Genomic DNA, 25,417 nt, shown 5'->3' on the forward strand with positions numbered 1-25,417 from the left:
TTCCGGCGTCAGACGATCACGGGCTCGTAGCCCGCGCGGCGCAGCGCCTCGAGCACCCGCTCGGCGTGCTCCGGCCCGCGCGTGGTGACGGAGATGTCGATCGACACGTCGCTGATCGAGGTCCAGGCGTCGTGCTGCGAGTGCAGCACCTCCACGACGTTCGCCTGCTCGTCGGAGACGATCTGCGCGATGATCGCCAGCTGCCCCGGGCGGTCGGGCAGGGCGATGCGCACCTTGAGGTAGCGCTGGGAGGCGGCGAGCCCGCGACCGATGACGCGCTCCATGAACAGCGGGTCGATGTTGCCGCCCGACAGCACTGCCACGACCGGCCCGTCGGATGCGACGAGCCCGGTCATGATGGCGGCGGTCGTCACCGCCCCGGCCGGCTCGACGACGAGCTTGGCTCGCTCGAGCAGCATGATCATGGCGCGGGCGATGTCATCGTCGGAGACCGTGACGATCTCGTCGACCGCTTCGCGGATGATCGCGAACGGCAGGGTGCCGGGCCGGGCGACCGCGATGCCGTCGGCGATCGTCGGCAGGGTCGCGATGGTCGTCGGCTCCCCCGCTTCGAGCGAGGTGACGTAGGACGCGGCGCGCTCGGCCTGGACGCCGATGATGCGCACGGTGCGCCCGTCGAGCGCTGCGCGCTGCCGGATGGCGGATGCCACCCCGGCCGCGAGGCCACCGCCCCCGATCGGCACGACGACCGTGGTCGCATCCGGAGCCTGGTCGAGGATCTCGAGGCCCAGCGTGCCCTGCCCCTCGATGATGTCGGGGTGGTCGTAGGGCGGGACGAAGGTGGCGCCGGTGCGCTCGACGTGCTCGATCGCCGCCGCGAGCGCGGTCTGGAACTCGAGGCCGCGCAGCTCGACCGCCGCACCGTAGTCGCGGGTGGCCTGCAGCTTGGGCAGCGCGACGCCCACGGGCATGAAGATGGTGGATCGGACGCCGAGCTCGCTCGCGGCGAAGGCCACGCCCTGCGCGTGGTTGCCTGCCGAGGCCGCGACGACGCCGCGCTGGCGCTGCTCGGCCGTGAGCTTCGACAGCATGTTGTAGGCGCCGCGGATCTTGTAGGCACCCGTGCGCTGCAGGTTCTCGCACTTGAGGTGCACCTGGGCGCCGAGCATGCCGCTGAGGTAGCGGGAGAGCTCCATCGGGGTCTCCTGCGCGATGCCGACGAGCCGCTCGCGCGCGCCCTCGAAGTCGGCGAGCGTCGGGCCGGGCAGCGGCGCACCCTGCCCTGCCGTGGCGGAGGCCTCAGCTGGCGGGGCTGCGGCGGGCGCGGCTGCGTCGGTCATGCGACCACATCCTCGACGGTGGGGTTCGGATTCGTGCGCCAGGTGCCCGTGGCGACCGTCTTGACGAAGCTGTTGACGAACGCGACCACCGGTACCGCGAAGAGCGCGCCGGCGATGCCCGCGATGGTGGAGCCCGCAGCGACGGCGAGCACCACCGCGAGCGGGTGGACCTTGACGGCCGTGCCCATGATGAGCGGCTGGAGCACGTGGCTCTCGACCTGCTGCACGAGCAGCACGATGCCGAGCATGATGAGCGCCGGGACGAGGCCGAAGGAGATGAGCGCGACCAGCACCGCGATCGCGCCGGTGACGACGGCGCCGATGATGGGGATGAAGGAGCCGAGGAAGACGAGGATCGCGATCGGGATCACGAGCGGCATGCCGCCCTCGAAGAAGAGGCCGAGGATGAAGGCGCCCAGACCGATCCCGACCGCGTCGATGAAGGCGACCAGCACCTGCACCCGCACGAAGTTGCCGAGCGTCACCCAGCCGGCCTTCGCGGCCCCGTCGGCTGCCGGCTGCGCGTTCCTCGGCAGCAGGCCGACGACCCAGCGCCAGATGCTGCGGCCGTCGCCGAGGGTGAAGATGAGCGCGAAGATCGTCAGGATCAGGCCCGCTGCGAAGTGGCCGACGGAGGAGCCGACCGTGAGCGCGCTCGAGAGGATGGACGAGAGGTCGTCGCGCAGGGTGCCGAGGATGTTCGTGCCGAAGTCGCGCACATCCTGCTCGGAGATGTCGAAGGGCAGCGACAGGATCCACTGCTGGGTGTCGTTCCAGAAGTCGACGCCTCGCTGCTGCAGCACGGGATACTCCGCCCGGATCTGCGAGACGGCGAGCCAACCCAGGCCGCCGACGACGACCACCACGCCGACGAGCGCCAGCGCCACGGCGAGGCCACGCGGCCATCGCGCCCGCACGAGCGCGTCGACCATGGGGCCCAGAAGTGCGGTGAGCAGCGCGGCGACGAGCACCGGGATGACGATGAGGCTGAACTGCATGATGAGCCAGATCACGACGGCGGTGGCTGCGGCGATCGCGACGAAGCGCCACGACCAGGCGCCGGCGATCTGCAGGCCGCGGGGCACGTCCGGATGCGACCGGGCGGCGGGCGACCCCTGCGCGCTGCCCGTGTCGGCCTCGGTGACCTCGGAGCGCAGGGCCGCTCCGGAGCGCGTGGCTCCGTCGAGGGCAGGCAGCCGCGGTGTGCGGCGGGCGAACAGCATTGCCCGATCCTACGACCAGCGCGGGCGCGCGTCGGACATGTGTCGGCGGCCGTTGCTAGCCTCGCGCACGTGAAGCCACGCACCATCTCAGCGGCGCAGGCGCGCCGCATCGCCGTCGCCGCGAGCGGCCTGGACGGTGCGCTGCCCGGCGAGCGCGGCAGGACGGGCGCGCGCACGCTCGAGCGCACCATCGCGCGGCTCGGCCTGCTGCAGCTCGACTCCGTCAACGTCTTCGAGCGCAGCCACTACCTGCCGCTGCTCGCACGCCTCGGCCCCTACGACCGCGCATCCCTCGACCGACTGCTGCACCACGACCACGGGCGCGGCCTCGGCCGCTACACGGAGTACGTGGCGCACGAGGCCGCGGTGCTGCCGGTCACCGACTGGCCCCTCTGGCGCTGGAAGCGCGAGCAGCCCTATCGGCCGAGCACCCAGCGCTGGGCCGACGACAACGCGAGCCTCGTGGACGACGTGCTGGCGGAGTTCGCCGAGCGCGGACCGATGCGGCCGAGCGAGATGGAGCATCCCGCGCACGAGCGGCTGCCGGGCGGCTGGTGGAACAAGTCGGAGGCGTACTGGGCCACGTCGGTGCTCTTCGGGCAGGGGCGGCTCGTCACGGTGGGTCGGACGCGGTTCGAGCGGCGGTATGCCGCGGCCGAGGCTGTGCTGCCCCAAGCCTCGCTGCCGCAGCTCGACCGCGCCGACGCGCAGCGCGAGCTGGTGCGGCGCGCGGCAGTCGCCTTCGGCGTCGCGACGCTCGACGACCTCGCCGACTACTACCGGCTGAAGGTCGCGGACGCGAAGGCTGCGGTCGCGGCCCTGGTGGAGGCCGGCGAGCTCGAGCCGGTCGCGGTCGAGGGCTGGGGGCGCCCCGCCTACCTGCACGTCGACGCACGACTGCCGCGGCGCATCCGCTCGACCGCACTGCTGTCGCCCTTCGACCCGCTCGTGTGGTTCCGCCCGCGTGCCGAGCGCACCTTCGGCTTCGCCTACCGCATCTCGATCTACACGCCCGCCGCGGAGCGACAGCACGGGTACTACGTGCTGCCGGTGCTCGTCGACGACGAGCTGGTCGGGCGCGTCGACCTGAAGAGCGACCGGCGAGCCGGCGTGCTGCGCGTGCAGCACGCGACCATCGAGCCGAGCAGTGCGCATCGGGCGGCCGAGCTGGCCGAGCGGCTCTCCCCCGCGCTCGCCGAGGCCGCCGCGTGGCAGGGGCTGGATCGCATCGAGGTGACCGGGCCCGGGACCTGGGCGCCGGAGGTGGCTGCGGGGCTCTGAGCCGCGAGCGGCTCGGCGCATCGGTCACGCGCAGAGGGCGGTGGCCCTGGCAGGGCGGAATCGTCCTCTGCTGGGGGCGATCCGCACCAGCCGTCCTCGGCTCGCGACGCGGGCCGGCGAGCGGCAGCGGTGCGGATGCGCGACGCGGGCGACGGGGCGGGCGGCCGGCCCGCGCGTCAGAACTGGATGCGGGGCGGCTCCGCGACCGCGTTCGAATGGTCGACCTCGAAGAACTCGCGCGGGGTCGAGAGCGCTCCGGCGAACAGCGAGGCCGGGAAGCGGCGCGCCTTCGCGTTCAGCTCGCGAGCACCCGTGTTGTAGTCGCGCCGCCGCGCCTGCGTCTCGTCGTCCAGCGCGGTGAGCGCGGCGCGTGCCTCCGCGGACCCGGCGCCGAGCGGCTGCGACGCCGAGGCCTGCACGAGTGGGCGCAGCAGGCGCTGCACCTCCGCCTCCGCCTCGGCCTTGGCCCCGGGAGCGTCAGCGCGCTCCAGGGCGGCGAAGGCATCCGCCACCTGGGTGCGCTGCTGGGCGCTCGCCGGTGCCAGCAGCGGCGCGGCCACGGCGGCCCGTCCCTCGAGCGCCGCAGCGAGCGCCGCCCAGCGCTCGTCGACCGTTGACGCCAGTCGGCGGATGGAGCCCCGAGCCGAGACGATCCACACCAGCGCGATGAGCGCCAGCACCACGACCGCGCCGACGATGATCCAGAGGGTGAGCATGGGATCCATGCCCTCCACCCTAGAGCCGCGCGGTCAGTCGCCGAGCACCCGCCGCGTCCACTCGCTCGCGAACACACGCTCGGGGTCGAGCCTGTTGCGCACGTCGAGGAACTCGGCGAAGCCGGGCACCAGCTCGGCGAGCTGCGGCGCGCGCAGCGAGTGATGCTTGCCCCAGTGCGGCCGCCCGTCGTGCGCGAGCAGGATCGGCTCGACGAGCTCGAACAGCGGGCGCGGATCCTCGCGCCACCAGCGGTGCGCGGCGATGTAGGCGGTGTCGCGTCCGCGCGCGGTCGAGAGCAGGGCGCTGTCGGCCGCGGTCGCCCGCATCTCGAAGGGGAAGGTGGGCGTCAGGTCCGCGCGTCGCAGAGCAGCCGTCAGCTCGCGCATCGCGTCGGGCAGCGCCTCGACCGGGATGCCGTACTCGAGCTCGCGGAACCGCACGGCGCGCTCGGCGACGAACACGCTGTGGCTGGGCTCGACGAAGCGCCCGCGCGCCATGCCGCGCGCGGCGACCTGGTTCAGGGCGCGCGACGCCGACGGCAGGAGTGCCCCGACGGTCAGCAGCGCGCGGTGGCCGACGTCGGTCAGCACCCGCTCGTCGAGGAAGCGGCCGATCGCGGAGCGCGGCTCGAGCGGCCCCTCGACGCGGCTGTTCGACTTCGTGACGGCGAGCTCGGTGCCGGCGAACCAGTAGAACTCGAAGTGGTCGGTGCGCTCGAGCAGTCCCATCCAGTCGTCGAGCACGGCGTCGAGGTCGACGGTCGCCTCGATCGCCTCGAGCGCGAAGGCCGGCACGCACTGCAGCGTGACGTCGACGAGCACGCCGAGCACGCCGAGCCCCAGCCGCACGGCGTCCAGCAGCTCGGGCTGCTCGGTCTCGCTGACGCGCACGACGGCGCCGGCGGCGGTGACGAGCGTGGCGGCGACGACGGATGCGCCGATGGACCGGTGCAGGATGCCGGTGCCGTGCGTGCCGGTCGAGATCGCGCCGGCGATGCTCTGCCGATCGATGTCGCCGAGGTTGTCGAGCGCGAGCCCGCGGTCGGCCAGCAGCGCCGAGAGCTCGCGGATGGTCGTGCCAGCCAGCGCAGTGACGCGCCCGCGCTCGGCGTCGTGCGCGACGAGGCCGCGCATGGCGTCGACGCGCAGCTGCGCGTCATCTGGGCGAGCGGCGGCCGAGAAGGAGTGTCCGCTGCCGAGCGGCCTGATGGTGCCGCCGCGCTCGCGCACGCGCGCGATCGAGCGCCGCACGTCGTCGACCGTCGCGGGCGAGAGCACCTCGCGCGGCTCCGCTCGTTGCGAGCGCGCCCAGTTCGACCAGATCACAGCAGCTCCCTCCCCTCCCCACGATACGTCGGGACCGCACCGGCCGCGGTGTCGCCCTCGACCAGCTGCAGCTCGCGCACGCGCTCGTTGGGCTCGCCCGACTTCGCCGGACGCATCCACACCCGGTCCCCGAGCCGCAAGCGGTCGGCGGCGCGGCCGAGCACCGGCGTCTGCACCTCGCCAGCGCCCTCCGCGGGATCGAGCCGGAGCCCGGGAGGCCAGGCGATCACGGGGCTGCGGTGGCGCCCGGCCGGGCCGGAGGCGATCCAGCCGCCGCCGAGCAGCGTCGCGACGCCGGGCGCGGGCTTGCGCACCACGGGCAGCGCGAAGCCGATCGCCGGGGCCGGCATGAAGCGCCGATAGCCGTCGAAGAGGTGGCCGCCGAAGAGACCGCTGCCCGCGCCGATCTCGGTCACGGCGGGGTCGGCGCCCGTGCTCTCGATGGAGCCCGTGCCGCCGCCGTTGACGAACTCCAGCGGCGCCACCTCGCGCACCGCGGCGACCGCGGCCGTGCGGCGCTCCAGCAGGTCCGAGACCGACAGCCGCTGCATCCCCCGCACCACGAACGCGGGAGCGATGCCGCGGTGGCGCGCGCTCTGCACGCCGGCGACCTGTGCCTCGTAGGACATCACGCCGACCAGCGCGAAGCCCCGGCGATCGGTGACGGTCTGGGCGAGCGCGCGGATCTGCTCCGGCGTGTGCAGGGGCGACCGGCGCACGCCCGCGCGCAGCGGACCGAGCGCGAGGCCCGAGTCGAGCTCGACGGCGATGCGGATGCGCGGGTGGCCCGGCGCCGCGCTGTCGATCACGTCGAGGTGATCGACGCTGTCGATCATCAGCGTCACGCGCTCGAGCGCCCGCTCATCGGCGGCGAGCGCGCGGAGCGCGCGCACGTCGACGGTCGGGTAGCCCATCAGGACGTCGTCGACGGTCTCGGTCAGCCACAGCGCCTCGGAGAGCGTCGCCGCGAGCGCGCCGCGCCAACCGGGCGTCGCGAGCACCGCGTCGATGACGGGGCGCGATCGCACCGACTTGGTCGCGAGCCGCAGCGGGGTGCCGGCCGCGCGCCGCACCATGTCGCGCGCGTTGTGCGCGAGCGCCTCGAGCGAGAGCGCGGCCAGCGGTGCGTCGAGGTGCGCGACCGCGGCATCCATGCGCTCCCAGTGGCCGTCGGCGCTCCACGGCCCCGCCGCAGCGAGCTCGAGCGTCATCGACGAGGGCCGAGCACGAGGCCCTGCGCTTGCACTGCGTCTCGCGCCACGGCCGCTCCGATGCTCGTGGAACCGTCGTGTGACGATTCTTCACGTCTCCAGGATACGACAGCGCCGCGCCCTGCGGACAGGGCGCGGCGCAGATCGGGGCGTCGCGGCTACGCGTCGACCGGGGGCTTCGGGCGCGACGCGAAGGTCTCGAAGGCGACGCGCGGCTGCTCGCGGTCCGAGATCTCGGCGATGTCGCGGCCCAGCCAGAACTGCGCCCACCAGTCGCCGAACACGCGCAGCTTGCGCTCCCACATGGGCATCGCGAGGCCGTGGTAGCCGCGGTGCGCGACCCACGCGAGCGGCCCCTTGATCGCGATGTTGCCCTTCTGGAACACGCCGTTCCAGAGGCCCAGGCCCGCGACGGCGCCCTCGTTGGCGTGGATGTACTCGCGCGGCGCCTCGTCGCGCAGCACCGCGACGATGTTCTTCGCGAGCAGCTTGGCCTGGCGCACGGCGTGCTGCGCGTTCGGCACGCAGAAGCCGCCGGGGCCGGGCGTCTTCGACTTGTCGGGCACCGCCGAGACGTCGCCGGCCGTCCAGGCGTCCGGCACGACCACGCCGTCCTTGGCGACCTGGAGGGTCGCGAGCGCCGTCACGCGGCCGCGCTCGTCGAGCGGCAGGTCCGTCGCTCGCACGACGGGGTTCGCCATCACGCCGGCGGTCCAGATGATCAGGTCGGAGCCGAATCGCTCCCCCGTCGACAGCTCGACGACGCCGCCGACGGCGCCCTGCAGCTGCGTGTCGAGGTGCACGTCGACGCCACGCTTGGTGAGGTCCTCGACCACCCAGAGCGCGGTCTGCTCGCTGACCTCCGGCATGATGCGGCCCATCGCCTCGACGAGGTGGAAGCGCACCTCCTCGAAGGAGATCTCGCGGAACCGCGACAGCAGGTGCGTCGCGAAGTCGCGCAGCTCGGCGATCGTCTCGATGCCGGCGAAGCCGCCGCCCACGACGGTGACCGTCAGCAGCCGGTCGCGCTCGGGACCAGCGGGCAGCGCGGCGGCCTTGGCGAAGTTCGAGATCAGGCGGTCGCGCACGGCGACGGCCTCCTCGATCGTCTTCATGCCGATCGCCTCGTCGGCGACGCCTGCGATCGGGAAGGTGCGCGAGACCGAGCCCGCCGTCATCACCACGACGTCGTACTCGAGCTGCCACTCGTCCCCGAGCTCCGGCTTGATGGTCGCGACCTTGCTGGCGTGGTCGACGTAGGTGACCTTCGCCTGGATGACCCGGGTGCGGTGCAGGTGGCGGCGCAGCGGCACCACCGCGTGGCGCGGCTCGATCGAGCCGACGGCGACCTCCGGCAGGAACGGGAGGTAGGTCATGTAGGGCAGCGGATCGACGATGATGATCTCCGCCTCGGAGTCACCCAGCTGACGCTCGAGCCCTCGTGCGGTGTACAGGCCGGCGTAGCCGCCTCCGACGATCAGGATCTTGTTCACAGACGCACTTCTTCCCCGGTATCAGATGTGGATTGCTCCCGATTCTATCGCCTTCGGGATGCCGATCTCGCGGCCATCACTCACCGTGGGTGTCGGCGCGCTGGCCGCGGGCCTCCGGCGCGCACGCGCACACCGCGGGCGACCAGTCGCCGAGCTCGAGCGTGCGGTCGCCCATCGGGTTCACGCCATGTCCCGCCACGAGCGCGTGGGCGAGCACGGCGTGCAGGCACTTCACCCGCGTCGGCATACCACCGGCGCTGATCCCGGCGATCTCCTCGACGTGCCCGTGCGCCTCCCGGGCCGCGAGGTACGACGCATGGGCCGCGGCATACGCATCCGCCACCGCCGGATCGTCGAGCTGCGCCTGCAGCTGCGCCATGGTGCCGTCGGCCTCGAGCCGAGAGGCGGATGCGGCTGCCGCCGGGTGCGTCAGGTAGTAGAAGGTCGGGAAGGGGGTGCCGTCGGGCAGCCGCGGGCTCGTGACCACCACGGTGGGCGCCCCGCAGGCGCAGCGGGCGCCGACGCCGAGCACGCCGCGCATCGTGCGGCCGAGCTGCAGCGCCATGATCTCGAGGTCGCGCTCGCTGGCGGGATCGATCGGGGCTGCGATGCCCGACTGGAGGGATGCGTCGTTCACTGCGGCTCCGGTGCTGTGCCGAGCGGGCTCGGCGCCTGGTTCGTGAGTCCTGCGAGCAGGAAGGAGGTCGCGGCACTGCTCGACCAGTCGCTGCTCGGCGCCTCGAGGCTCGCTGAGGGCACCTCGGTCGGCGCTGTCTCGAGCGCGGAGCGGTCGTCGAGCAGCACGAAGCTCGTCTCGTCCGGGTAGACGAAGAAGAGCCGGTCGCGTGCCTGCGCCTCGATGTAGGCCGGGTCGTCCCAGCGAGCCACCTCGGTCTCGAGCGACTCGACGTTGGACTGCTGCCCGGCGACCTGAGCCTCGAGCGCGGCGATGTCGCGCCGCTGCTCGAGCAGCAGGCCGACCGTCGGCGCGAGCACGACGAAGCCCGCCACCACGAGGCCGACGACGACCAGCAGCAGCCACGAGACGCGCAGCTGGCCGAGGGCGACGTCAGACGAGGAAGGCACCCGCCGATGCTACCGGCGGGTGCCCTCCTGCGGCGGTCGAACCGCGGTCAGTCGCTGATGCGTCAGCCCTCGAAGCGCGGGTAGGCGCCGGCGCCGGCGTACTCGGCGGCCTCGCCCAGGTCCTCCTCGATGCGCAGCAGCTGGTTGTACTTCGCGACGCGCTCGCTGCGGGCGGGCGCGCCCGTCTTGATCTGGCCGCAGTTCACCGCGACGGCGATGTCGGCGATCGTGGTGTCCTCGGTCTCGCCCGAGCGGTGCGAGAGCACCGAGCCGTAGCCGGCCTGCGTGGCGATGCGGATCGCGTCGAAGGTCTCCGACAGCGTGCCGATCTGGTTGACCTTGACCAGCAGCGCGTTCGCAGCCCCCCGCTCGATGCCGTCGGCGAGGCGCTCGGGGTTCGTGACGAAGAGGTCGTCGCCCACGAGCTGCACGCGGTCGTCGAGCGTCTCGGTGAGCGACACCCAGCCGTCCCAGTCGTCCTCGTCCAGCGGGTCCTCGATCGTGACGAGCGGGTAGGCGCCGACCAGCTCGGTGAAGTAGGCGGCCATGTCGGCGCTCGAGCGCTCCTGGCCCTCGAAGCGGTAGACGCCGTTCTCGAAGAACTCGCTCGCCGCGACGTCCATGCCGAGGGCGATGTCGGTGCCGGGCGTGAAGCCGGCCTTCTCGATCGCCTGCATGAGCAGGTCGAGCGCCTGGCGGTTGTTGGGCAGGTCGGGGGCGAAGCCGCCCTCGTCGCCGAGGCCCGTCGCCAGGCCCTGCTCCTTCAGGATCGCCTTGAGCGTGTGGTAGGTCTCCGCACCCCAGCGCAGGCCCTCGCGGAACGACTCCGCACCGATCGGCAGGATCATGAACTCCTGCACGTCGACGCCCGTGTCGGCGTGGGCGCCGCCGTTGATGACGTTCATCATCGGCACCGGCAGCAGGAAGGCGTTCGGGCCGCCCAGGTAGCGGAACAGCGGCAGGCGCGAGGAGTCGGCCGCTGCCTTCGCGACGGCGAGCGAGACGCCCAGGATCGCGTTGGCGCCCAGGTTCTTCTTGTTGTCGCTGCCGTCGAGCTCGATCAGCGTCGAGTCGATGACGCGCTGGTCGTCCGCGACCATGCCCTCGATCGCCTCCGCGATCTCCTCGTTGACCGCGTCGACCGCCTGCTCGACGCCCTTGCCGAGGTAGCGCGCGCTGTCGCCGTCGCGCAGCTCGTAGGCCTCGAAGGCACCGGTCGATGCGCCCGAGGGCACGGCGGCACGGCCGACGGAGCCGTCGGAGAGCAGCACCTCGACCTCGACGGTCGGGTTGCCGCGGGAGTCGAGGATCTCGCGAGCCTGCAGGGTGTCGATGAGTGCCACAAGTGCTCCTTGGTTGATGGTCAGCGGTCGCAGTGGATGGCCGACTCGAGCCTAGCCCTCGCCGCATCTGACCGCGCCGGGCATCCCTAGGGGCGGCAGCGTCAGCCGATGGGCTTGATGTCCAGGCCGGTCGCCATCGTGCCGGGGCGCACGAAGGCGAAGTGGGTGGCGCCGGATGCGGCCAGCTGCTCGAGCAGCAGCGTCGCGTTCTTCGGGCGGCGCTGCATGCGCACCGTCTGACCGGCCGCCACCAGCTCGCGCTTGATGGCCACCGCATCCGCGGGCTCGACCGCCTTGTCGACCAGCAGCGCGATCGTCTCGCCTGCGGTCTCGTGGGGCAGGGCGACGAGGTCGACGAGCCGCTCGAAGCCGAGCGAGATGCCGACGGCGGGCACCTCCTGCCCGAGGAAGCGACCGACCATGCCGTCGTAGCGGCCGCCGCCGCCGATGGAGAAGCGCAGCTCTGGGTGGGCGATCTCGAAGATCGGGCCGGTGTAGTAGCCCATGCCGCGCACGAGCGTGGGGTCGAACTCGAGGCGGATGCCGGCGCTCGCGCCGAGCAGCTCGCGCACCGGCGCGAGGATGTCCTCGTCGAAGCCGTCGAGCGGTGCGGCGGCCGCGGCCTCGTCGCTGCCCGGGTCAGCGACAGCGCGCTCGACGAGCGCGCGGATCGCCTCGAGCGTCGCCAGCAGCCGCGCGCCGTCGATGCCGCGGTCGGCGAGCTCGGCGACGACGCCGTCCGGGCCGATCTTGTCGAGCTTGTCCACCGTGATGAGCGCGCCGTCGCGCAGCCCCTCCGCGACGCCCGCGTGCTCGAGCGCGGCGAGGAGGATGCGTCGGTCGTTGATGCGGATGAACGCGTCGGGGATCCCGAGCCGCGTCAGCGCATCCCCCGTCGCCGCGAGGATCTCGAGCTCTGCCGTGATGCCGGGGTCGCCCGCGATGTCGATGTCGCACTGCATGAACTGGCGGTAGCGGCCGCGCTGCGGGCGCTCGGCGCGCCAGACGGGGGCGATCTGGATGGCGCGGAAGACCGGCGGCAGGCTCGCGCGGTGCGTGGCGAGGAAGCGCGCGAGCGGCACGGTCAGGTCGAAGCGCAGGCCCAGGTCGGCCAGGTCGAGCGGCGCCGCCGCCTCGCGCAGGTCGTCGACGCCGAGGCCGCGCCGCATCACGGCGAACGCGAGCTTCTCGTTGTCGCCGCCGAGGCCCGCGTGCAGTCGCGCGGCATCCTCGACCACCGGCGTCTCGATCTCCTCGAAGCCGTGGTGCTCGTAGGCGCTCCTGATGACGCGCAGCACGCGCTCGCGCACGCGCTTCTCGACCGGCAGGAAGTCGCGCATACCGCGCGGCGGGTTCACCTGGGATGCCATGTCTCCATCCTCCCGCACGCGGCACGCGCTCGGCGTCAGCGTCGCATCCGCACCTGTGGCCGCGCGAGTGCGACGATGAGCGTCATGCGAGGACGGTGGCCACTCCACGACCAGGCTGTGCCCGTGGTCTCCTGGCGGATCGTGATCCTGCTGACGGCGGCCTTCGCCGAGGGCTGGAACATCAAGAACATGCTCGACAGCGGCGAGCGGGCGAGCGAGCACTTCGCCTACTTCACGGTGCAGTCGAACATCCTCGTCATCGTCGTGATGGCATGGATGCTGCTGGTGCCGCAGGAGCGCAGGCCGCGGTGGTTCGACCACCTGCGCGGCGCGGCGACGGCCTACATCGTGCTGACCGGGATCGTCTACGCGGTGCTGCTCGCGCAGCCCGACGAGGTGTGGTCGTGGTCCATCGAGTTCACGAACGCCGCGCAGCATCGCATCATCCCGTGGCTCGTCGGCCTCGACTGGCTGCTCGTGGCCACGCATCGGCGGATCCGCCTTGGGCGCGCGGTGTGGTGGATGCTGTACCCGATCGCCTACCTCGCGTGCTCGCTGCTGCGCGGCGGCCTCGTCGACGGCTGGTTCCCCTATCCGTTCCTCGACCCGGGCGAGCACGGCGGATGGGCCGGGCTGCTGTGGCCGACCGGGCAGGTGCTGATCGCGTTCTTCGTCGGCATCCTGCTGGTGGCCGCGCTCGGTCGGCTGCGCCACCGCGAGCCGGCCGCGCGCCGCGCCGTCACAGAGGGCTGACGACGGCGCGGCGCGACCTCAGGCGCTCGCGGTCTCGCTCGCGGTCTCGCTCGCGCGCGGCCGGGTGCGCAGGGCGACGAGCACGCCGTCGATGACGACGAAGGCCACGAGGCCCCAGCCGACGAGCGGCAGCAGCAGGCCGACGGTCGCCCCGACGGCGACCACCGCGAGGATGCCCCACCACGGCGCCCGTGACAGCGCCCCAGCCTCGGGCGGCCGGCCCGGTCGGCCGTAGGGGCCGCGCGTCCACCACATCCGCATCCCGAGCACGACGATCGCCGCGATCCCGAGCGCGAGGGCCGCGAGCACGAGCTGGTTGGCCAGGCCGAACATCGAGCCCATGTGCAGGTCGATCCCCCACCGCGCGAGCTTCGGGATGAGGCCGAAGTCCGCGAAGTCGACGCGGTCGACGACTTCGAGGGATGCGCCGTCGATCGCGACCGAATCGACCTGCGTCGGGAACGACCGCTGGATCTCCTGCACGACCCACGCCGTCTGCGCGTCGGCCGGCGGCCGGATCTCGATCAGTCCGACGTCGACGTTCTCGGTGCGAGCGACGGCCAGGACCTCGTCGAAGGACCTCGGGTCGACATCGGCAGCCGCGATCGCCTCGCCGTGACCCGCGTGCGGATCGGCCTCGCCCGTCGGCCCCTCGAGCGAGGTGGAGACGGAGGGCGTCGACCAGCCGAGCGCAGATCGCAGCTCGGTCACGTTCGCGCCGGCGAGCTGCGACCAGGTGATGCCGGTCGCCGACAGGAAGAGCGCGCCGAGGGCGAGCCAGATGCCCAGCGACGCATGCCACGAGCGCAGGCGGCGCACGCCCTTCGCGGCTCGCTCCGGTCGCAGCAGCTCGCGTCGGCGGCGCGAGGTGCGCCACCTCGCGATCCACAGGCCGACGCCCGCCAGGACGACGATGCCGAGCCAGCTCGCGGCCAGCTCGGAGTAGAGGCGGCCGATGTCGCCGAGGCCGAGGCCGCGGTGGAAGTGGTCGATCGCCGTGCGGAGCGGCAGCGCGCCGCTCGTGCCGTAGACGGTCATGTCGCCGCGCACCTCGCCGCTCACGGGATCCACGAAGATCGCGCGGCTCTCGCTCTCGACGAGCGCGTCGTCGGTGAACAGCACGCGCGTGGTGGCGCCTGCCTCCGGCGCGGGTCGCACGGCAGAGAGCGCCGCGCCGCCTGCCGCTTCCTGAGCGATGCGCACCTGCTCCGCGAGCGGCAGCGACTCGCCCTCCGCAGGCGCTGTGAGCGCTTCTCGGTAGAGCGCCCCCTCGACGGCGGGGGCGAGGGCGTAGGCCGCGCCCGAGAGCGCAGCGATCACGATGAAGGGGCCGACGAGGACGCCTGCGAGCCAGTGCAGGCGGTGCAGGAGCGGCGCGAACCACCGCCGCGGACGAGCGGGAGGCGCGGACGCCTCCGGTGAGGCGGTGGCGGTCATCGCTGCTGCGCCTGGCGACGCAGCGCCGCGGCGCCGAGGATCGCAGCCAAGACCGCCACGACGAGTGCGGCGATGGAGACCGGCACAGCCGGGCTCGCGCCCGACTCGGCTGCGGGAGCCACCGCTGCGGCAGCGGCATCGGCGGGCGCACCGCCGTGGTCTGCGTGATCGCCTCCGGCTGCCTCGCCCTCAGCTTCGGCGTCGACCGCGGGCGCACCGTGGTCGTGCCCGTGTGCATCCGCCGTCTCGCCGATGGTCAGCAGGGGCGCCGGCGTCTCGGAGCCCTGGTCCTCGTCGGCCCACAGCCACTCGCCGGTCTCGCACTGCTGCAGCGTCGGGAAGACGAGCTGCGAGCCGTCGGCGGCGCCCTCGGGCAGCGCCACCTCGAGCTCGAGCGTCTCGCGCACCCCGTCGGGGATGGGCGTGTCGGCGGTGAAGGCGACCGTGCGGGTGCCGTCCTCGCCGAGGTCGGCTGCGACCTGCCAGCCGGCATTGGCGATGAGCGCGACCGAGGCGACCTCCTCGGGCACGGTCACCTCGATGCCGGTCGTGGGCGAGCCGTCGCAGCCGTGGCTGAACGAGAAGGCCAGCTCGCTCGTCGCCCCGGCCTCGGTCGAGCTGGGCGTGACGTGCACGTGGGCGTTGGCAGCGACGGGGCCCGCGAGCACGAAGGCTGCGGCCGCGAGACCGGTGGCGGTGGCGACCACGGCGCGGCCTGCGCGCCGACGGCGGCGGGGGCCGGGTGCGGCGCTGGCGGGACGGTTCGGGTCGGACGGGATGGGGTGGGTCATGACTGCTCCTCGCAGTGGGCGCGCACGCCGACGGCGCTGCGCGCGGTGCGCCCTCGGGCGCGTTCGTCTGGGAGCACGCCGCCGGAGGCGGGCGTGCGGGGCCGCGCGACGCAGCGCGCGGAGGATGGGCTCAGACGAGCGCGAGCGGCGGGCCGCGGGGGACGAGCGCGGCGTGGAGCACGTCGAGCGTGCGTCGTCGCGCGGGGCTCGAGGCGGTGACGGATCCGCGGCGTCGAGCGGGCATGCCCGCCCACCGGAGCACGGCGACGGCTCGGCGCAGGGACATCGCCTCGAGCATCGCCGCGAGCGCGCGCGGCACGAGCCGCAGCAGCGCGAGCGTCAGCGCCCCGGCGACCAGGTGCGCCAGCGGCATGCTCGTGTGCGCGTGCAGCACCTCTGCTGCACCGGGCAGCGCGGCATCGGCGTGGTGCGCGTGATCGGCCGCAGCGGTCGGATGGGCGGCGCCCGGCAGCGAGTAGAGCCCGTGCTGCACCACCTGCGCGATGGCGACGGCGACGCCCTGCCGCGCGAGCGATCGCCGCGAGCCGAGCACCGGCGCGAGCACGAGGAGGGTGACGACGAGCCCGGCCGCGAGCAGCAGGGCATCGGGCGCTGCTCCCCCGCCGAGGGCGTGGGCGAGGCCGGTGGCGAGCGTCGTGGCGCCGGCGACGACGAGCGCGGCGGCCAGCGCGCGGCGGCGGTGCTGCAGCCGCGCCTCGGTCGTCGTCGCAGCGCTCACAGCTGGACCCTACCCGTCGCGCCGGGCACGGCGGCCTCCCGCTCGCGCAGCTCGCGCTCGAGCTCGCGGGTGGCGCCGCGCAGCGCGCGCTCGGCGTCGAGGCCATCGGCGGATGCGCGGCGCACCATCGCGAGCAGCGCACGACCCAGGTGCGCCTCTGCGTCGTGCGCCGATGCATCCTCCTCCGGCTCGGTAGCGGGCGCCCCGAGCGGCTCGAGCGCAGGCTCGAGCCCGGCCCGCTGCGCTCGGCCCAGCAGCTTCTGCGCGCGGGCGAGCGCCGGCAGGCTCGCGGGGATGCCGTCGAAGGCGCTCTCGCGCTCGGGCTTCTCAGCGCGCTTGATCGCGTCCCAGTTCGCGACGACCTCGCCGACGCCCTCGACCTCCGTGTCGGCGAAGACGTGCGGATGCCGGCGGCGCAGCTTCTCGATCAGCGTGCGAGCGACGTCGTCGACGTCGAAGCGCCCCTCGACGCGAGCGATGTCGGCGTGGAAGACGACCTGCAGCAGCACGTCGCCGAGCTCCTCGCGCAGGTGCGCGTCGGCGGCTGGATCACCCGCCGCGGCCTCGATGGCCTCGGCGAGCTCGTGCGCCTCCTCGATCGCGTAGGGCGCGAGCGAGGCGTGCGTCTGCTCGGCATCCCACGGGCAGCCGCCCGGCGCCCGCAGGCGCGCCATCACCGCGAGGAGCTCGTCCAGACCGCTCGCCGCGTGCGAGCGCGGCACGCCGGACCAGTCGTCGCCGTCCATCACTGCGCCGACCCCTCGGCGCCAGCCTCGGGCTTCGGCGCCGGGAAGATGGCCGTCAGCAGCGCGTCGACCCACGCGACGAGCTCCGCGTCGGGCAGCGGCTCGGCCTGCGTGCCCGCGAGGCGCCCGCCACCCGCCGTCGGCAGCGGCACGACGATCGTCTTCGCGGCCGCGTTGAGCTTCGCCTCCGGATACATGCGGCGCAGCCGCAGCTGCACCGAATCGGCGAGCTCTGCAGGCCCCACGCGCAGGTTGGGGCCGACGGTGATGACCTCGGAGAGCTTCGCCGCCTGAGCCTTGCGCCGCAGCCGAGCGATCGCCACGAGCGCGCTCACCTGCGCCGGCGGTTCGCCGTAGCGGTCCTGGAGCTCCTCGAGCACGTGGTCGATCGCGGCGTCGTCGCGCGCCGAGGCCGCAGCGGAGAGCTTCTGGTAGGCCTCGAGGCGCAGGCGCTCCGAGTCGACGTAGTCCTCGGGGATCACCGCGTCGACGGGCAGCTCGAGCCGCAGCTCGCGCGGGCCGTCGTCCTCCTCGCCGCGGAAGACCGCGACGGCCTCCCCGACCATCCGCAGGTACAGGTCGAAGCCGACGCCCGCGATGTGCCCCGACTGCTCGCCGCCGAGCAGGTTGCCGGCGCCGCGGATCTCGAGGTCCTTGAGCGCCACCTGCATGCCGGCGCCGAGCTCGTTGTGCACGGCGATCGTCTCGAGCCGGTCGTGCGCCGTCTCCGACAGCGGCTTCTCGCCGTCGTAGAGGAAGTAGGCGTAGGCGCGCTCGCGGCCGCGGCCGACGCGCCCGCGCAGCTGGTGCAGCTGGCTGAGGCCATAGCGCTCGGCGTGGTCGACGATGAGCGTGTTGGCGTTCGGGATGTCGAGGCCGGTCTCGACGATCGTCGTCGAGACGAGCACGTCGTACTGCTTCTCCCAGAAGTCGACGATCACGCGCTCGAGCGCCGTCTCGGCCATCTTGCCGTGGGCGACGCCGATGCGCGCCTCCGGCACCAGCTCGGCGAGCTGGGCCGCCACCCGGTTGATCGAGGAGACGCGGTTGTGCACGAAGAAGACCTGGCCCTCGCGCAGCAGCTCGCGGCGGATCGCGGCGGCCACCTGCTGCTCGTTGTAGGCGCCGACGAAGGTCAGCACCGGGTGCCGGGCCTCTGGCGGCGTCGCGAGCGTCGACATCTCGCGGATGCCGGTCACCGCCATCTCGAGCGTGCGCGGGATGGGCGTCGCCGACATCGAGAGCACGTCGACATTGGTCTTCAAGGACTTGAGCCGCTCCTTGTGCTCGACGCCGAAGCGCTGCTCCTCGTCGATGATGACGAGGCCGAGCTCCTTGAAGTGCACGTTCTCCGAGAGGATGCGGTGGGTGCCGATCACGACGTCGACGGTGCCGTCGGTGATGCCTGCGATCGTCTCCCGCACCTCCTTGTCGCCCTGGAACCGGCTGAGGGCGCGCACCTGCACGGGGAAGCCCGCGAAGCGCGCCGCGAAGGTCTCGAAGTGCTGCCGCACGAGCAACGTGGTCGGCACGAGCACCGCCACCTGCGTGCCGTCCTGCACGGCCTTGAACGCGGCGCGCACCGCCACCTCGGTCTTGCCGTAGCCCACGTCGCCCGAGAGCAGCCGATCCATCGGCACCTCGCGCTCCATGTCGCGCTTGACCTCGTCGATCGTGGTGAGCTGGTCGGGCGTCTCCGCGTAGGGGAAGGCGTCCTCGAGCTCGCGCTGCCACGGGCTGTCGGGGCCGAAGCGCCGCCCCTTCGAGGCCATGCGCTTCGAGTAGAGCTGCACGAGCTCCACCGCGATCTCGCGCACGGCCTTGCGGGCCTTCGCCTTCGACTGCTGCCAGTCGCTGCCGCCCATCTTCGACAGCTGCGGCGCCTCGCCGCCGACGTAGCGGTTGAGCTGGTCGAGCTGGTCGGTGGGCACCGAGAGGCGATCGCCCGGGTGGCCGCGCTTCGACGCCGAGTACTCGATGACGAGATACTCGCGCGTCGTCTTCACCGGGTTGCGGCCGCCCGTGGAGACGGTGCGCTGCGTGAGCTCGACGAAGCGGCCGACGCCGTGCGTCTCGTGCACGACGTAGTCGCCCGCCTTCAGCTGCAGCGGGTCGACGACCGAGCGGCGGCGGCCGGCGAGCTTGTGGGGCTGGCGCGCGTCGACGCCGACGGCGCGGCCGAAGAACTCCGCCTCGCTCACCAGCTCGATGCGCTCCTGGGGCAGCGAGAACCCGTGCTCGACGGATGCGCGGATCACGTGCACGACGCCTGGCTCGAGCTGGGCGGGCAGCGCGTCCACGACGCGCGCCGCGACCTCGTGCTCGCCGAGCACCTGCGCGGCGCGCTCCACGAGCCCCTGGCCGGCGGCGGTCACGACGACCCGCCAGCCCTCTCGCGTGCGCTGGCGCAGGTGCTCGACCGCGCCGTCGGCGATGCCGGTGAAGCTCGGCACCGGCTGCCCGTCGATCGCCGTCACCGTGTCGTCGGCGGCGAGCACCGAGTAGCTCCACCACGGGGCGTCGACCGCCGCGCGCAGCTCGTCGAGGCTCAGGAAGCCGCTCGAGAGGTCGACGGGCGCCTGGCCGCCCGCGGTGGCGGCGCTCCACGCGGCCTCGAGGAACTCCTGGTTGGTGTCGTTGAGGCTCGTGACGCGGTCGCGGATGCGCTCGGGGCCGAGCACGAGCACGCCGGTGCCCGGCAGGTAGTGCGTGATCGGCACCATCCGCTCGAGGAGCGCGGGCGCGAGCGACTCCATGCCCTCCACGGGGATGCCCTCGGCGATCTTCTCGAGCATCTGCTGGATGCCGGGGAACTCGGGCGCGAGCTGGCGCGCTCGCGCGCGCACCGCATCCGTCAGCAGCAGCTCGCGGCTCGGCGGCAGCACGATGCGCTCGACCGGCGCCGGGTCGGAGCGCTGATCGGCGACGTGGAACCAGCGCATCTGCTCGACCTCGTCGCCGAAGAGCTCGATGCGCACCGGGTGGTCCTCGGCAGGGCTGAAGACGTCGACGATGCCGCCGCGGACGGCGAACTCGCCGCGGCGCGTGACCATGTCGACGCGGGAGTAGGCGAGGTCGACGAGCTGTCGCGACAGCGCGGTCAGGTCGACGCCGCGGCCTCCCGCCTCGAGCTCGATCGGCTCGACGTCCAGCAGGTTGTCGGCGACGGGCTGGAGCGCCGCGCGCACGGAGGCGAGCACGATGGTCGGCCGGCTGCCGTCGCGGCGCGCGACCGCGCGCAGCGTGGCCCCGCGATGGCCGACGGTCTCGGCAGAGGGGCTCAGCCGCTCGTGCGGCAGCGTCTCCCACGCGGGGAGGTCGAGGATCTCTGCCTCCGGCAGCCAGGCGGTGAGGTCGTCGCGCACCGACTCGACCTCGCGCCGGGTCGCGGCGATGACGAGCAGCGGTCGCTCGTGCTGGTGCGCCACCGCAGCCGCGACGGGGGCGCGCATCGGCTCGATGCCGGTGAGCGCGCCGCCGGTCGACGCTTCGACGACGGGCGCGAGCGCACCGCCCTCGAGCAGGTCGAGGAGCGGCTGGAGGCTCACGAGGTCATGACCGTCTCGCCCGCCGCGTTCCTCACCTCGAACGTCCAACCCTGGTCGTTCGTCTCGTACTCCGGCATGACCAGGGCGAAGACCGCCGGCGCCTCGTCGGAGAGCGGGGTGCCCGCGGTGAGCGGCAGCGCCTGGCCGTACCAGTTCAGCACCGCCTCGGTCGAGCCCGGAGGCGCGATCACGAGCATCATCGTCGGCTGGCGCCAGTCATCCCAGCAGTACTTCGGCGCCGTGCCGAGGCACGTGTGCACGTAGCTGCCCTCGGGCGACTCGAGGATCAGGTCGGTCAGGCCGGAGCCCTCGCTCAGGTCGTTCCAGAGCAGGCTGCCGTCCTCGAGCGTCGCCGACAGCGTGAAGCCGTTCGGCGGCTGCGGGCCGCTCGGCTCCTCGGCGGTGGCGCAGCCCGCGAGGGCGAGGGTGGCCACGGCGACGGCGGCGGCACTCATGGCGAAACGGCGCACGGACCCTCTCCTTCTGATCGGCACTCCATGCTAGCGGCGCGCACGCCGGGGCTATGACGGCGCGTGGATGCGCTGCTGCGCGGCGAGGAACCCCTCGGCGATCACGCGCTCGACCGCGTCGGCGCCCAGCTGCACGAGCAGCTCGGCCTCCGCCTGCTCGGCCTTCGCGAAGGGGCGCAGCACGAACTCGGCGGCGTCCTGGCGACCGGGAGGCCGCCCGATCCCCAGCCGCACGCGCAGCACCTCCGGCCCGCGCGCAGCGATGATGTCGCGCATCCCGTTGTGCCCGCCGTGGCCGCCGCCCTGCTTGAGGCGCAGCTCGCCCAAGGGCAGGTCGAGCTCGTCGTGGAGCACGATCACGCGGTCGACCTCGACGCCGTAGTAGTCCATCAGCTTCGCGACCGGGCCGCCGGAGCGGTTCATGAACGACAGCGGGAACGCCGTGACGACCTTGGGGCCGCCGATGACGCGCGACTCCGCGACGAGCGCCTCAGCCTTGCCGTGCTTCTTCGGGCTCGCGCCCGCGCGCCGCTCGAGCTCGGCGACGACCATGCGCCCGATGTTGTGGCGCGTGCGCTCGTAGTCGGGCCCGGGATTCCCGAGCCCGACCACGAGCCACGTGTCGGCCATGCCGGCGTCGATGCTGGCGGATTACTCCGCGGCGTCCTCGGAGGACTCCTCGGCGGCCTCGGCGGTGTCGCCCTCGGCTGCCACGGCGTCCTCGTCCTCGAGCACCGGGGCGGCAGGCGTGACGATGCCGACCACGAGCGCCTCGGGGTCCGTGAGCAGCGTCGCGCCCTTGGGCAGCTCGATGTCGGCGGCGGTGATGTGCGCGCCCTCCTCGAGCCCCTCGACCGAGACGGTGATCGAGTCGGGGATGTGGAGCGCCTCGACCTCGATCGACAGCGCGGTGGTCTCGTGGTTCGAGATCGTGCCGGGAGCCGACTCGCCCTCGAGGTGCACGGGCACGTCGACGGTGACCTTCTCGCCGCGCCGGACGATCACGAGGTCGATGTGCTCGATGGCGGGCATGCCCTGGAGGACCGGGTTGCGCTGCACGTCCTTCACCAGCGCGAGCTGGTTCGAGTCGCCGATCTGCAGGTCGATGATCGCGTTCGAGCGGCGCACCAGCAGGTAGAGCGCGTGCGCGTCGACCGTCAGGTGCTGGGGCTCGGTGCCGTGCCCGTAGAGGACGCCGGGGACCTTGCCGGCCGCGCGCAGCTTGCGCGCCGCACCCTTGCCGAAGGACTCGCGGATCTCGGTCTCGAGCTTGTCGTACTCAGTAGCCATGGCAGTGCTCCTTGTGGGCCGCAGCCCGTCGTCGTCGACTCGAACGCGCAAGCGTGAGGACTCGGTCCACTGCTTCCACCGCGTCGATCACGGATGCGTCCGCATCCCTCGCCGAAGTTCAGCCTCCGAGTCTACAGCACGGCGATCACCGGCCCGGCGCGTCAGCCGAGCGCGCCACCGATCAGGTAGATCGCGAAGGCGATGATGAAGCCGACGATGGCCATCAGGCCCTGCGCGACCGTCCAGGTCTTCAGCGTGGTCTTGACATCCATGCCGAAGAACTTGCTGACGAGCCAGAAGCCCGAGTCGTTGACGTGGCTGAAGCCGACCGAGCCGGCCGCCGTCGCGAGCACGATCGCTGCGGTCTCGACGGGGTTGAAGCCGCCGTCGACGACCACGCCGGCCATGAGCGAGGCAGCGGTCGTGAGCGCCACCGTCGCCGAGCCCTGCGCGATGCGCACGATGAGCGCGATGAGGAAGGCCGCGACGATGACCGGCATGCCGATCGAGTTCAGCGACTCGGCGATCGCATCGCCGATGCCGGTGACGCGCAGCACGCCGCCGAACATGCCGCCGGCGCCGGTGACGAGCACGACCGAGGCGATCGGCCCGAGCGCGCTGTCGGCGACCTTCTCGATCAGCGAGCCGGCCTTGCCCATGCCCCAGCCGAGCAGCCACATCGACACGATGACGGTGATGAGCAGCGCGACGGGGGTCTCGCCGAGGGTGCGCAGCAGCGCCACGACGGGCTCGGCCTTGAACGCATCCGGGTCGGCGGTGGTCGCCGCGTACATGTTGAGGCCGGTGTTGAGCAGGATCAGCACGAGCGGCAGCACCAGCAGGAAGATGACCTTGCCGAACGAGGGGTTCGACTCCATGTCGCGGTGGTCGTCGTTCGCGCCGCCGAGGATGTCGGGCACGCCCACGTCGTACTTGCGACCGACCCAGCCGCCGAACAGCACGCCCACGATGTACCAGACGGGGATCGCGACGACGAGGCCGAGGATGAGGACGAGGCCGACGTCAGCACCGAGGATGGCGGATGCGGAGACGGGGCCCGGGTGCGGCGGCACGAAGATGTGCATCGAGCTGAACGCGAGCGCCGCGGGGAAGGCGACGGTGAGCAGCGAGCCGCCGAGCCGGCGGGAGACCGCGTAGATGATCGGCATCATCACGACGAGGCCGGCGTCGAAGAAGATCGGGAAGCCCATCAGCAGGCTCGCGACGCCGACGGCCATCGCAGCCCGCCGCTCGCCGAACGCCCCGATGAGCTTGTCGGTCAGCACCCTCGCGCCGCCGGAGGTCTCGATCATCCGGCCGAGCATCGCCCCGAGCGCGACGAGCAGCATGACGCTGCCGAGCGTGGGGTTGAAGCCGAACTGGATCGCCTCGATGAGCCGGTTGAAGGGGATGCCGGCCGCCACGGCGGTCAGCAGGCTCGTGATCATCAGGGCGAGGAAGGCGTGGATCTTGAACGCCATGATGAGGACGAGCAGCAGGGCGATCGCCCCGGCGGCGAGCAGCAGGAGGCCGCCCGTGCCGAGGTCCCAGTTGAGGACGAGGTCTTCCATGGGACGGACTCCTAGGGTGCGTGTGCGGTGCGGAGGGAGGAGTCGCCGCGATGCGGCGACCGAGTCAGCCGGGCTGGACGGTGATGGAGCCGGTGATCGTCGTGCCCGGGTCGGGCTCGATCGTGCGGCCTGCGGCGCGTGCCATCAGGAGGCGCGTGACCTCGTCGACGATCGCCGCCGGGGTCTGGTCGACGGAGATGGCGATGCCGTGCTCCCACTCGGCGAGCGGCTCGAGCGTGTCGATCTGGCTCGTGAGCAGCGTCGTCGGCATGTACTCGTGGTCGCGGTGCGCCAGGCGGTCGGCGAGCAGTCCCTCGCCGCCGACGAGGTGCACGAAGATGAGCGACTGGTCGCTCGAGCGCAGCAGCTCGCGATACCACCGCTTCAGCGCAGAGCATGCGACGATCGTGACCCGGCCGCGAGCGGTGCCCTCGGCGATCGTCTCGCCGATGGTCTTGAGCCACGGCACGCGATCCTCGTCGGTCAGCGGCGTGCCGCCGGCCATCCTCTCCTTGTTCGCGGGCGAGTGCAGGTCGTCCCCGTCGATGAAGTCGATGTTGAGCCGCTGCGCGAGCGCCGCGCCGATGGTGGACTTGCCGGAGCCCTGCACGCCCATGATGATCATCGGCGGGTATCGCGTCTCGCTCATCGGTCCACTCCTTCGTCGCCATCGGCCGCAGGGAAGCGCAGCAGCACCTTCGAGGATACGGCCGCATCGCGCGCGAGCTCCAGGGCGCGCAGGCCATCCTCGATCGGCAGCTCGTGGCTGATGACCGCACCCGCGTCGAGCGACCCGTCCGCGAGGGCGTCGAGCACCTCGTCGAGCTCGTCGTTGAAGCGGAACGATCCGACGAGCGTCAGCTCGCGCGTGATCGCGCTCGCCATAGGGACGGCGACGTCCCCCGCGCGCTGCAGGCCGAGCATCACCACGGTGCCCCCACGACGCGCGCCGCTGATCGCGGCGGCGAGGCCCGGCACGGTGCCAGACGACTCGATGACCACGTCGGCGTGCACTGCGGCGATGCCCTCCGCATCCGTCGCGTGCATCGCCGTCGCACCGAGGCGCTCGGCGAGGGCACGCGGATGCTCGTGCAGGTCGGTCGCGAGCACCTCGCTCGCGCCGTGGTGCCGCGCGACGGCGATCGCGAGCGCGCCGATGGGGCCCGCGCCGATCACGAGGACGCGGCGGCCGGAGACGTCTCCGGCCTGGCCGACGCCGTGCCAGGCGACCGCGGCCGGCTCGGCGAGCGCCGCGAGTCGCAGGTCGAGACCGGCCGGCAGCTCGCGCAGCATGCGCGAGGGCAGCGCCGCGCGGCTCGCGAAGGCGCCGTGCGTGTGCGGCATGCGAGCGGCGGAGCCGAGGTAGGTGCCCGCCGGGCTCAGGTTCGGTCGGTCGGCAGGGAACGGCGCAGAGCCGTCGTCGATGGGCGTCGCGGGGTGCACGGCGACGCGCGCGCCGGCCGACGGACCGCTGCCGTCGGCCGCCGCGTGCAGCACGGTGCCGACGATCTCATGCCCGAGCACCATCGGTTCGCGCAGGATCGACTGGCCGGCAGCGCCGTGCAGCCAGTAGTGCAGGTCGGAGCCGCAGATGCCGCCGTAGGCGATCGTGACGACCGCCTCGTCGCGAGCGGGCGAGGGCTCGGGGAGCGCCTCGATGCGCACGTCATCCTTCGCGTGCGCGACCAGTGCGAGGTTCTCGTCGCTCGTGCTGCTCATCCC

Annotated in this window: 23 protein-coding genes; 2 read left to right on the plus strand and 21 right to left on the minus strand. The window is 72.9% G+C overall.

Translation table 11 applies throughout. The features are described 5' to 3' along the window. Positions 1-8: 8 nt before the first annotated feature. Positions 9-1,301 carry a threonine ammonia-lyase gene (gene ilvA, locus BQ6202_RS09025; RefSeq protein ID WP_072314161.1) on the minus strand — a complete coding sequence of 431 codons (1,293 nt, stop codon included), beginning with the start codon at positions 1,299-1,301 and terminating at the stop codon, positions 9-11. Further along, entirely contained in the window at positions 1,298-2,524 is a 1,227-nt protein-coding gene (locus BQ6202_RS09030; protein ID WP_234946173.1) for an AI-2E family transporter, read from the minus strand. Before BQ6202_RS09030 ends, ilvA begins: the two co-directional genes overlap by 4 nt. A gap of 69 nt (positions 2,525-2,593) precedes the next feature. Between BQ6202_RS09030 and BQ6202_RS09035 the strand changes: the two genes are divergently transcribed. After that, complete coding sequence (locus tag BQ6202_RS09035; RefSeq protein WP_234946174.1) at positions 2,594-3,805, plus strand: winged helix-turn-helix domain-containing protein; 1,212 nt, start codon at positions 2,594-2,596, stop codon at positions 3,803-3,805. A 176-nt stretch (positions 3,806-3,981) separates the two neighbouring features. On the opposite strand, the gene BQ6202_RS09040 is transcribed toward BQ6202_RS09035, so the two are convergent. The 8 genes from BQ6202_RS09040 to BQ6202_RS09075 form a co-directional block, all read right to left on the minus strand. Continuing rightward, positions 3,982-4,530: a LemA family protein gene (locus BQ6202_RS09040; protein ID WP_072314162.1), complete on the minus strand. Its 549-nt coding sequence runs from the start codon at positions 4,528-4,530 to the stop codon at positions 3,982-3,984. Between the two features lie 24 nt (positions 4,531-4,554). Next, on the minus strand, positions 4,555-5,847 hold the full coding sequence (locus BQ6202_RS09045; protein ID WP_083587167.1) for a D-arabinono-1,4-lactone oxidase: 1,293 nt from the start codon (positions 5,845-5,847) through the stop codon (positions 4,555-4,557). Beyond that, entirely contained in the window at positions 5,844-7,058 is a 1,215-nt protein-coding gene (locus BQ6202_RS09050) for an alanine racemase (protein WP_072314163.1), read from the minus strand. The genes BQ6202_RS09045 and BQ6202_RS09050 overlap by 4 nt, the downstream gene beginning before the upstream one ends. Before the next feature lie 158 nt (positions 7,059-7,216). Then, entirely contained in the window at positions 7,217-8,551 is a 1,335-nt protein-coding gene (locus BQ6202_RS09055; protein ID WP_072314164.1) for an NAD(P)/FAD-dependent oxidoreductase, read from the minus strand. Between the two features lie 76 nt (positions 8,552-8,627). Then, a complete protein-coding gene (locus BQ6202_RS09060) occupies positions 8,628-9,116 on the minus strand; it encodes a DUF501 domain-containing protein (RefSeq protein WP_072315071.1) in 489 nt (162 codons plus the stop codon). 68 nt (positions 9,117-9,184) lie between these two features. Beyond that, a complete protein-coding gene (locus tag BQ6202_RS09065) occupies positions 9,185-9,637 on the minus strand; it encodes an FtsB family cell division protein (protein ID WP_072314165.1) in 453 nt (150 codons plus the stop codon). Positions 9,638-9,699: 62 nt separating this feature from the next. Further along, complete coding sequence (gene eno, locus BQ6202_RS09070; protein WP_072314166.1) at positions 9,700-10,980, minus strand: phosphopyruvate hydratase; 1,281 nt, start codon at positions 10,978-10,980, stop codon at positions 9,700-9,702. Positions 10,981-11,081: 101 nt separating this feature from the next. Next, entirely contained in the window at positions 11,082-12,350 is a 1,269-nt protein-coding gene (locus tag BQ6202_RS09075; RefSeq protein WP_072314167.1) for a histidine--tRNA ligase, read from the minus strand. A 123-nt stretch (positions 12,351-12,473) separates the two neighbouring features. On the opposite strand from BQ6202_RS09075, the gene BQ6202_RS09080 reads away from it, so the two are divergent. Continuing rightward, positions 12,474-13,103: a Pr6Pr family membrane protein gene (locus BQ6202_RS09080; RefSeq protein ID WP_083587168.1), complete on the plus strand. Its 630-nt coding sequence runs from the start codon at positions 12,474-12,476 to the stop codon at positions 13,101-13,103. Between the two features lie 18 nt (positions 13,104-13,121). Here BQ6202_RS09080 and BQ6202_RS09085 read toward each other — a convergent pair whose 3' ends face one another. The 11 genes from BQ6202_RS09085 to BQ6202_RS09135 all read right to left on the minus strand — a co-directional run bounded on the left by BQ6202_RS09085 (position 13,122) and on the right by BQ6202_RS09135 (position 25,414). After that, the gene (locus tag BQ6202_RS09085) at positions 13,122-14,540 is read right to left on the minus strand and encodes a PepSY-associated TM helix domain-containing protein (protein WP_072314168.1); all 1,419 of its coding nucleotides are present in this window, start codon (positions 14,538-14,540) and stop codon (positions 13,122-13,124) included. After that, positions 14,537-15,331 (minus strand): YcnI family copper-binding membrane protein, encoded by a 795-nt coding sequence (locus BQ6202_RS09090; RefSeq protein WP_083587169.1) that lies wholly within the window; start codon positions 15,329-15,331, stop codon positions 14,537-14,539. The genes BQ6202_RS09085 and BQ6202_RS09090 overlap by 4 nt, the downstream gene beginning before the upstream one ends. A gap of 130 nt (positions 15,332-15,461) precedes the next feature. Continuing rightward, complete coding sequence (locus BQ6202_RS09095) at positions 15,462-16,070, minus strand: hypothetical protein (RefSeq protein ID WP_072314169.1); 609 nt, start codon at positions 16,068-16,070, stop codon at positions 15,462-15,464. Continuing rightward, positions 16,067-16,816, minus strand: a complete 750-nt coding sequence (locus BQ6202_RS09100) for a MazG family protein (protein WP_072314170.1) — start codon at positions 16,814-16,816, stop codon at positions 16,067-16,069. Before BQ6202_RS09100 ends, BQ6202_RS09095 begins: the two co-directional genes overlap by 4 nt. After that, positions 16,816-20,268 carry a transcription-repair coupling factor gene (mfd, locus tag BQ6202_RS09105; protein WP_083587325.1) on the minus strand — a complete coding sequence of 1,151 codons (3,453 nt, stop codon included), beginning with the start codon at positions 20,266-20,268 and terminating at the stop codon, positions 16,816-16,818. The genes BQ6202_RS09100 and mfd overlap by 1 nt, the downstream gene beginning before the upstream one ends. A 92-nt stretch (positions 20,269-20,360) precedes the next feature. Beyond that, positions 20,361-20,834 (minus strand): hypothetical protein, encoded by a 474-nt coding sequence (locus BQ6202_RS09110; RefSeq protein WP_143143705.1) that lies wholly within the window; start codon positions 20,832-20,834, stop codon positions 20,361-20,363. A gap of 51 nt (positions 20,835-20,885) precedes the next feature. After that, on the minus strand, positions 20,886-21,464 hold the full coding sequence (gene pth, locus BQ6202_RS09115) for an aminoacyl-tRNA hydrolase (protein ID WP_072314172.1): 579 nt from the start codon (positions 21,462-21,464) through the stop codon (positions 20,886-20,888). A gap of 21 nt (positions 21,465-21,485) precedes the next feature. Then, complete coding sequence (locus tag BQ6202_RS09120; RefSeq protein WP_072314173.1) at positions 21,486-22,124, minus strand: 50S ribosomal protein L25/general stress protein Ctc; 639 nt, start codon at positions 22,122-22,124, stop codon at positions 21,486-21,488. A gap of 161 nt (positions 22,125-22,285) precedes the next feature. Beyond that, positions 22,286-23,695, minus strand: coding sequence for a GntP family permease (locus BQ6202_RS09125; protein ID WP_072314174.1), 1,410 nt, complete (start codon positions 23,693-23,695; stop codon positions 22,286-22,288). Positions 23,696-23,759: 64 nt separating this feature from the next. Continuing rightward, on the minus strand, positions 23,760-24,344 hold the full coding sequence (locus BQ6202_RS09130; RefSeq protein WP_083587170.1) for a gluconokinase: 585 nt from the start codon (positions 24,342-24,344) through the stop codon (positions 23,760-23,762). Continuing rightward, positions 24,341-25,414 carry a zinc-binding dehydrogenase gene (locus BQ6202_RS09135; protein WP_072314175.1) on the minus strand — a complete coding sequence of 358 codons (1,074 nt, stop codon included), beginning with the start codon at positions 25,412-25,414 and terminating at the stop codon, positions 24,341-24,343. Before BQ6202_RS09135 ends, BQ6202_RS09130 begins: the two co-directional genes overlap by 4 nt. Positions 25,415-25,417: the final 3 nt, after the last annotated feature.

This window comes from Agrococcus sp. Marseille-P2731 (genome assembly GCF_900117395.1).
Classification (GTDB): Bacteria; Actinomycetota; Actinomycetes; order Actinomycetales; family Microbacteriaceae; genus Agrococcus.

Bases quoted from the DNA above. Each gene is read 5' to 3' on its own strand.
- ilvA (WP_072314161.1), bottom strand. From the start codon at position 1,301: ATGACCGACGCAGCCGCGCCCGCCGCAGCCCCGCCAGCTGAGGCCTCC.
- BQ6202_RS09030 (WP_234946173.1), bottom strand. From the start codon at position 2,524: ATGCTGTTCGCCCGCCGCACACCGCGGCTGCCTGCCCTCGACGGAGCC.
- BQ6202_RS09040 (WP_072314162.1), bottom strand. From the start codon at position 4,530: ATGGATCCCATGCTCACCCTCTGGATCATCGTCGGCGCGGTCGTGGTG.
- BQ6202_RS09050 (WP_072314163.1), bottom strand. From the start codon at position 7,058: ATGACGCTCGAGCTCGCTGCGGCGGGGCCGTGGAGCGCCGACGGCCAC.
- BQ6202_RS09060 (WP_072315071.1), bottom strand. From the start codon at position 9,116: ATGGCGCTGCAGCTCGGCCGCACGATGCGCGGCGTGCTCGGCGTCGGC.
- BQ6202_RS09075 (WP_072314167.1), bottom strand. From the start codon at position 12,350: ATGGCATCCCAGGTGAACCCGCCGCGCGGTATGCGCGACTTCCTGCCG.
- BQ6202_RS09085 (WP_072314168.1), bottom strand. From the start codon at position 14,540: ATGACCGCCACCGCCTCACCGGAGGCGTCCGCGCCTCCCGCTCGTCCG.
- BQ6202_RS09090 (WP_083587169.1), bottom strand. From the start codon at position 15,331: ATGACCCACCCCATCCCGTCCGACCCGAACCGTCCCGCCAGCGCCGCA.
- BQ6202_RS09100 (WP_072314170.1), bottom strand. From the start codon at position 16,816: ATGGACGGCGACGACTGGTCCGGCGTGCCGCGCTCGCACGCGGCGAGC.
- mfd (WP_083587325.1), bottom strand. From the start codon at position 20,268: ATGCGCGCCCCCGTCGCGGCTGCGGTGGCGCACCAGCACGAGCGACCG.
- pth (WP_072314172.1), bottom strand. From the start codon at position 21,464: ATGGCCGACACGTGGCTCGTGGTCGGGCTCGGGAATCCCGGGCCCGAC.
- BQ6202_RS09120 (WP_072314173.1), bottom strand. From the start codon at position 22,124: ATGGCTACTGAGTACGACAAGCTCGAGACCGAGATCCGCGAGTCCTTC.
- BQ6202_RS09125 (WP_072314174.1), bottom strand. From the start codon at position 23,695: ATGGAAGACCTCGTCCTCAACTGGGACCTCGGCACGGGCGGCCTCCTG.
- BQ6202_RS09130 (WP_083587170.1), bottom strand. From the start codon at position 24,344: ATGAGCGAGACGCGATACCCGCCGATGATCATCATGGGCGTGCAGGGC.
- BQ6202_RS09135 (WP_072314175.1), bottom strand. From the start codon at position 25,414: ATGAGCAGCACGAGCGACGAGAACCTCGCACTGGTCGCGCACGCGAAG.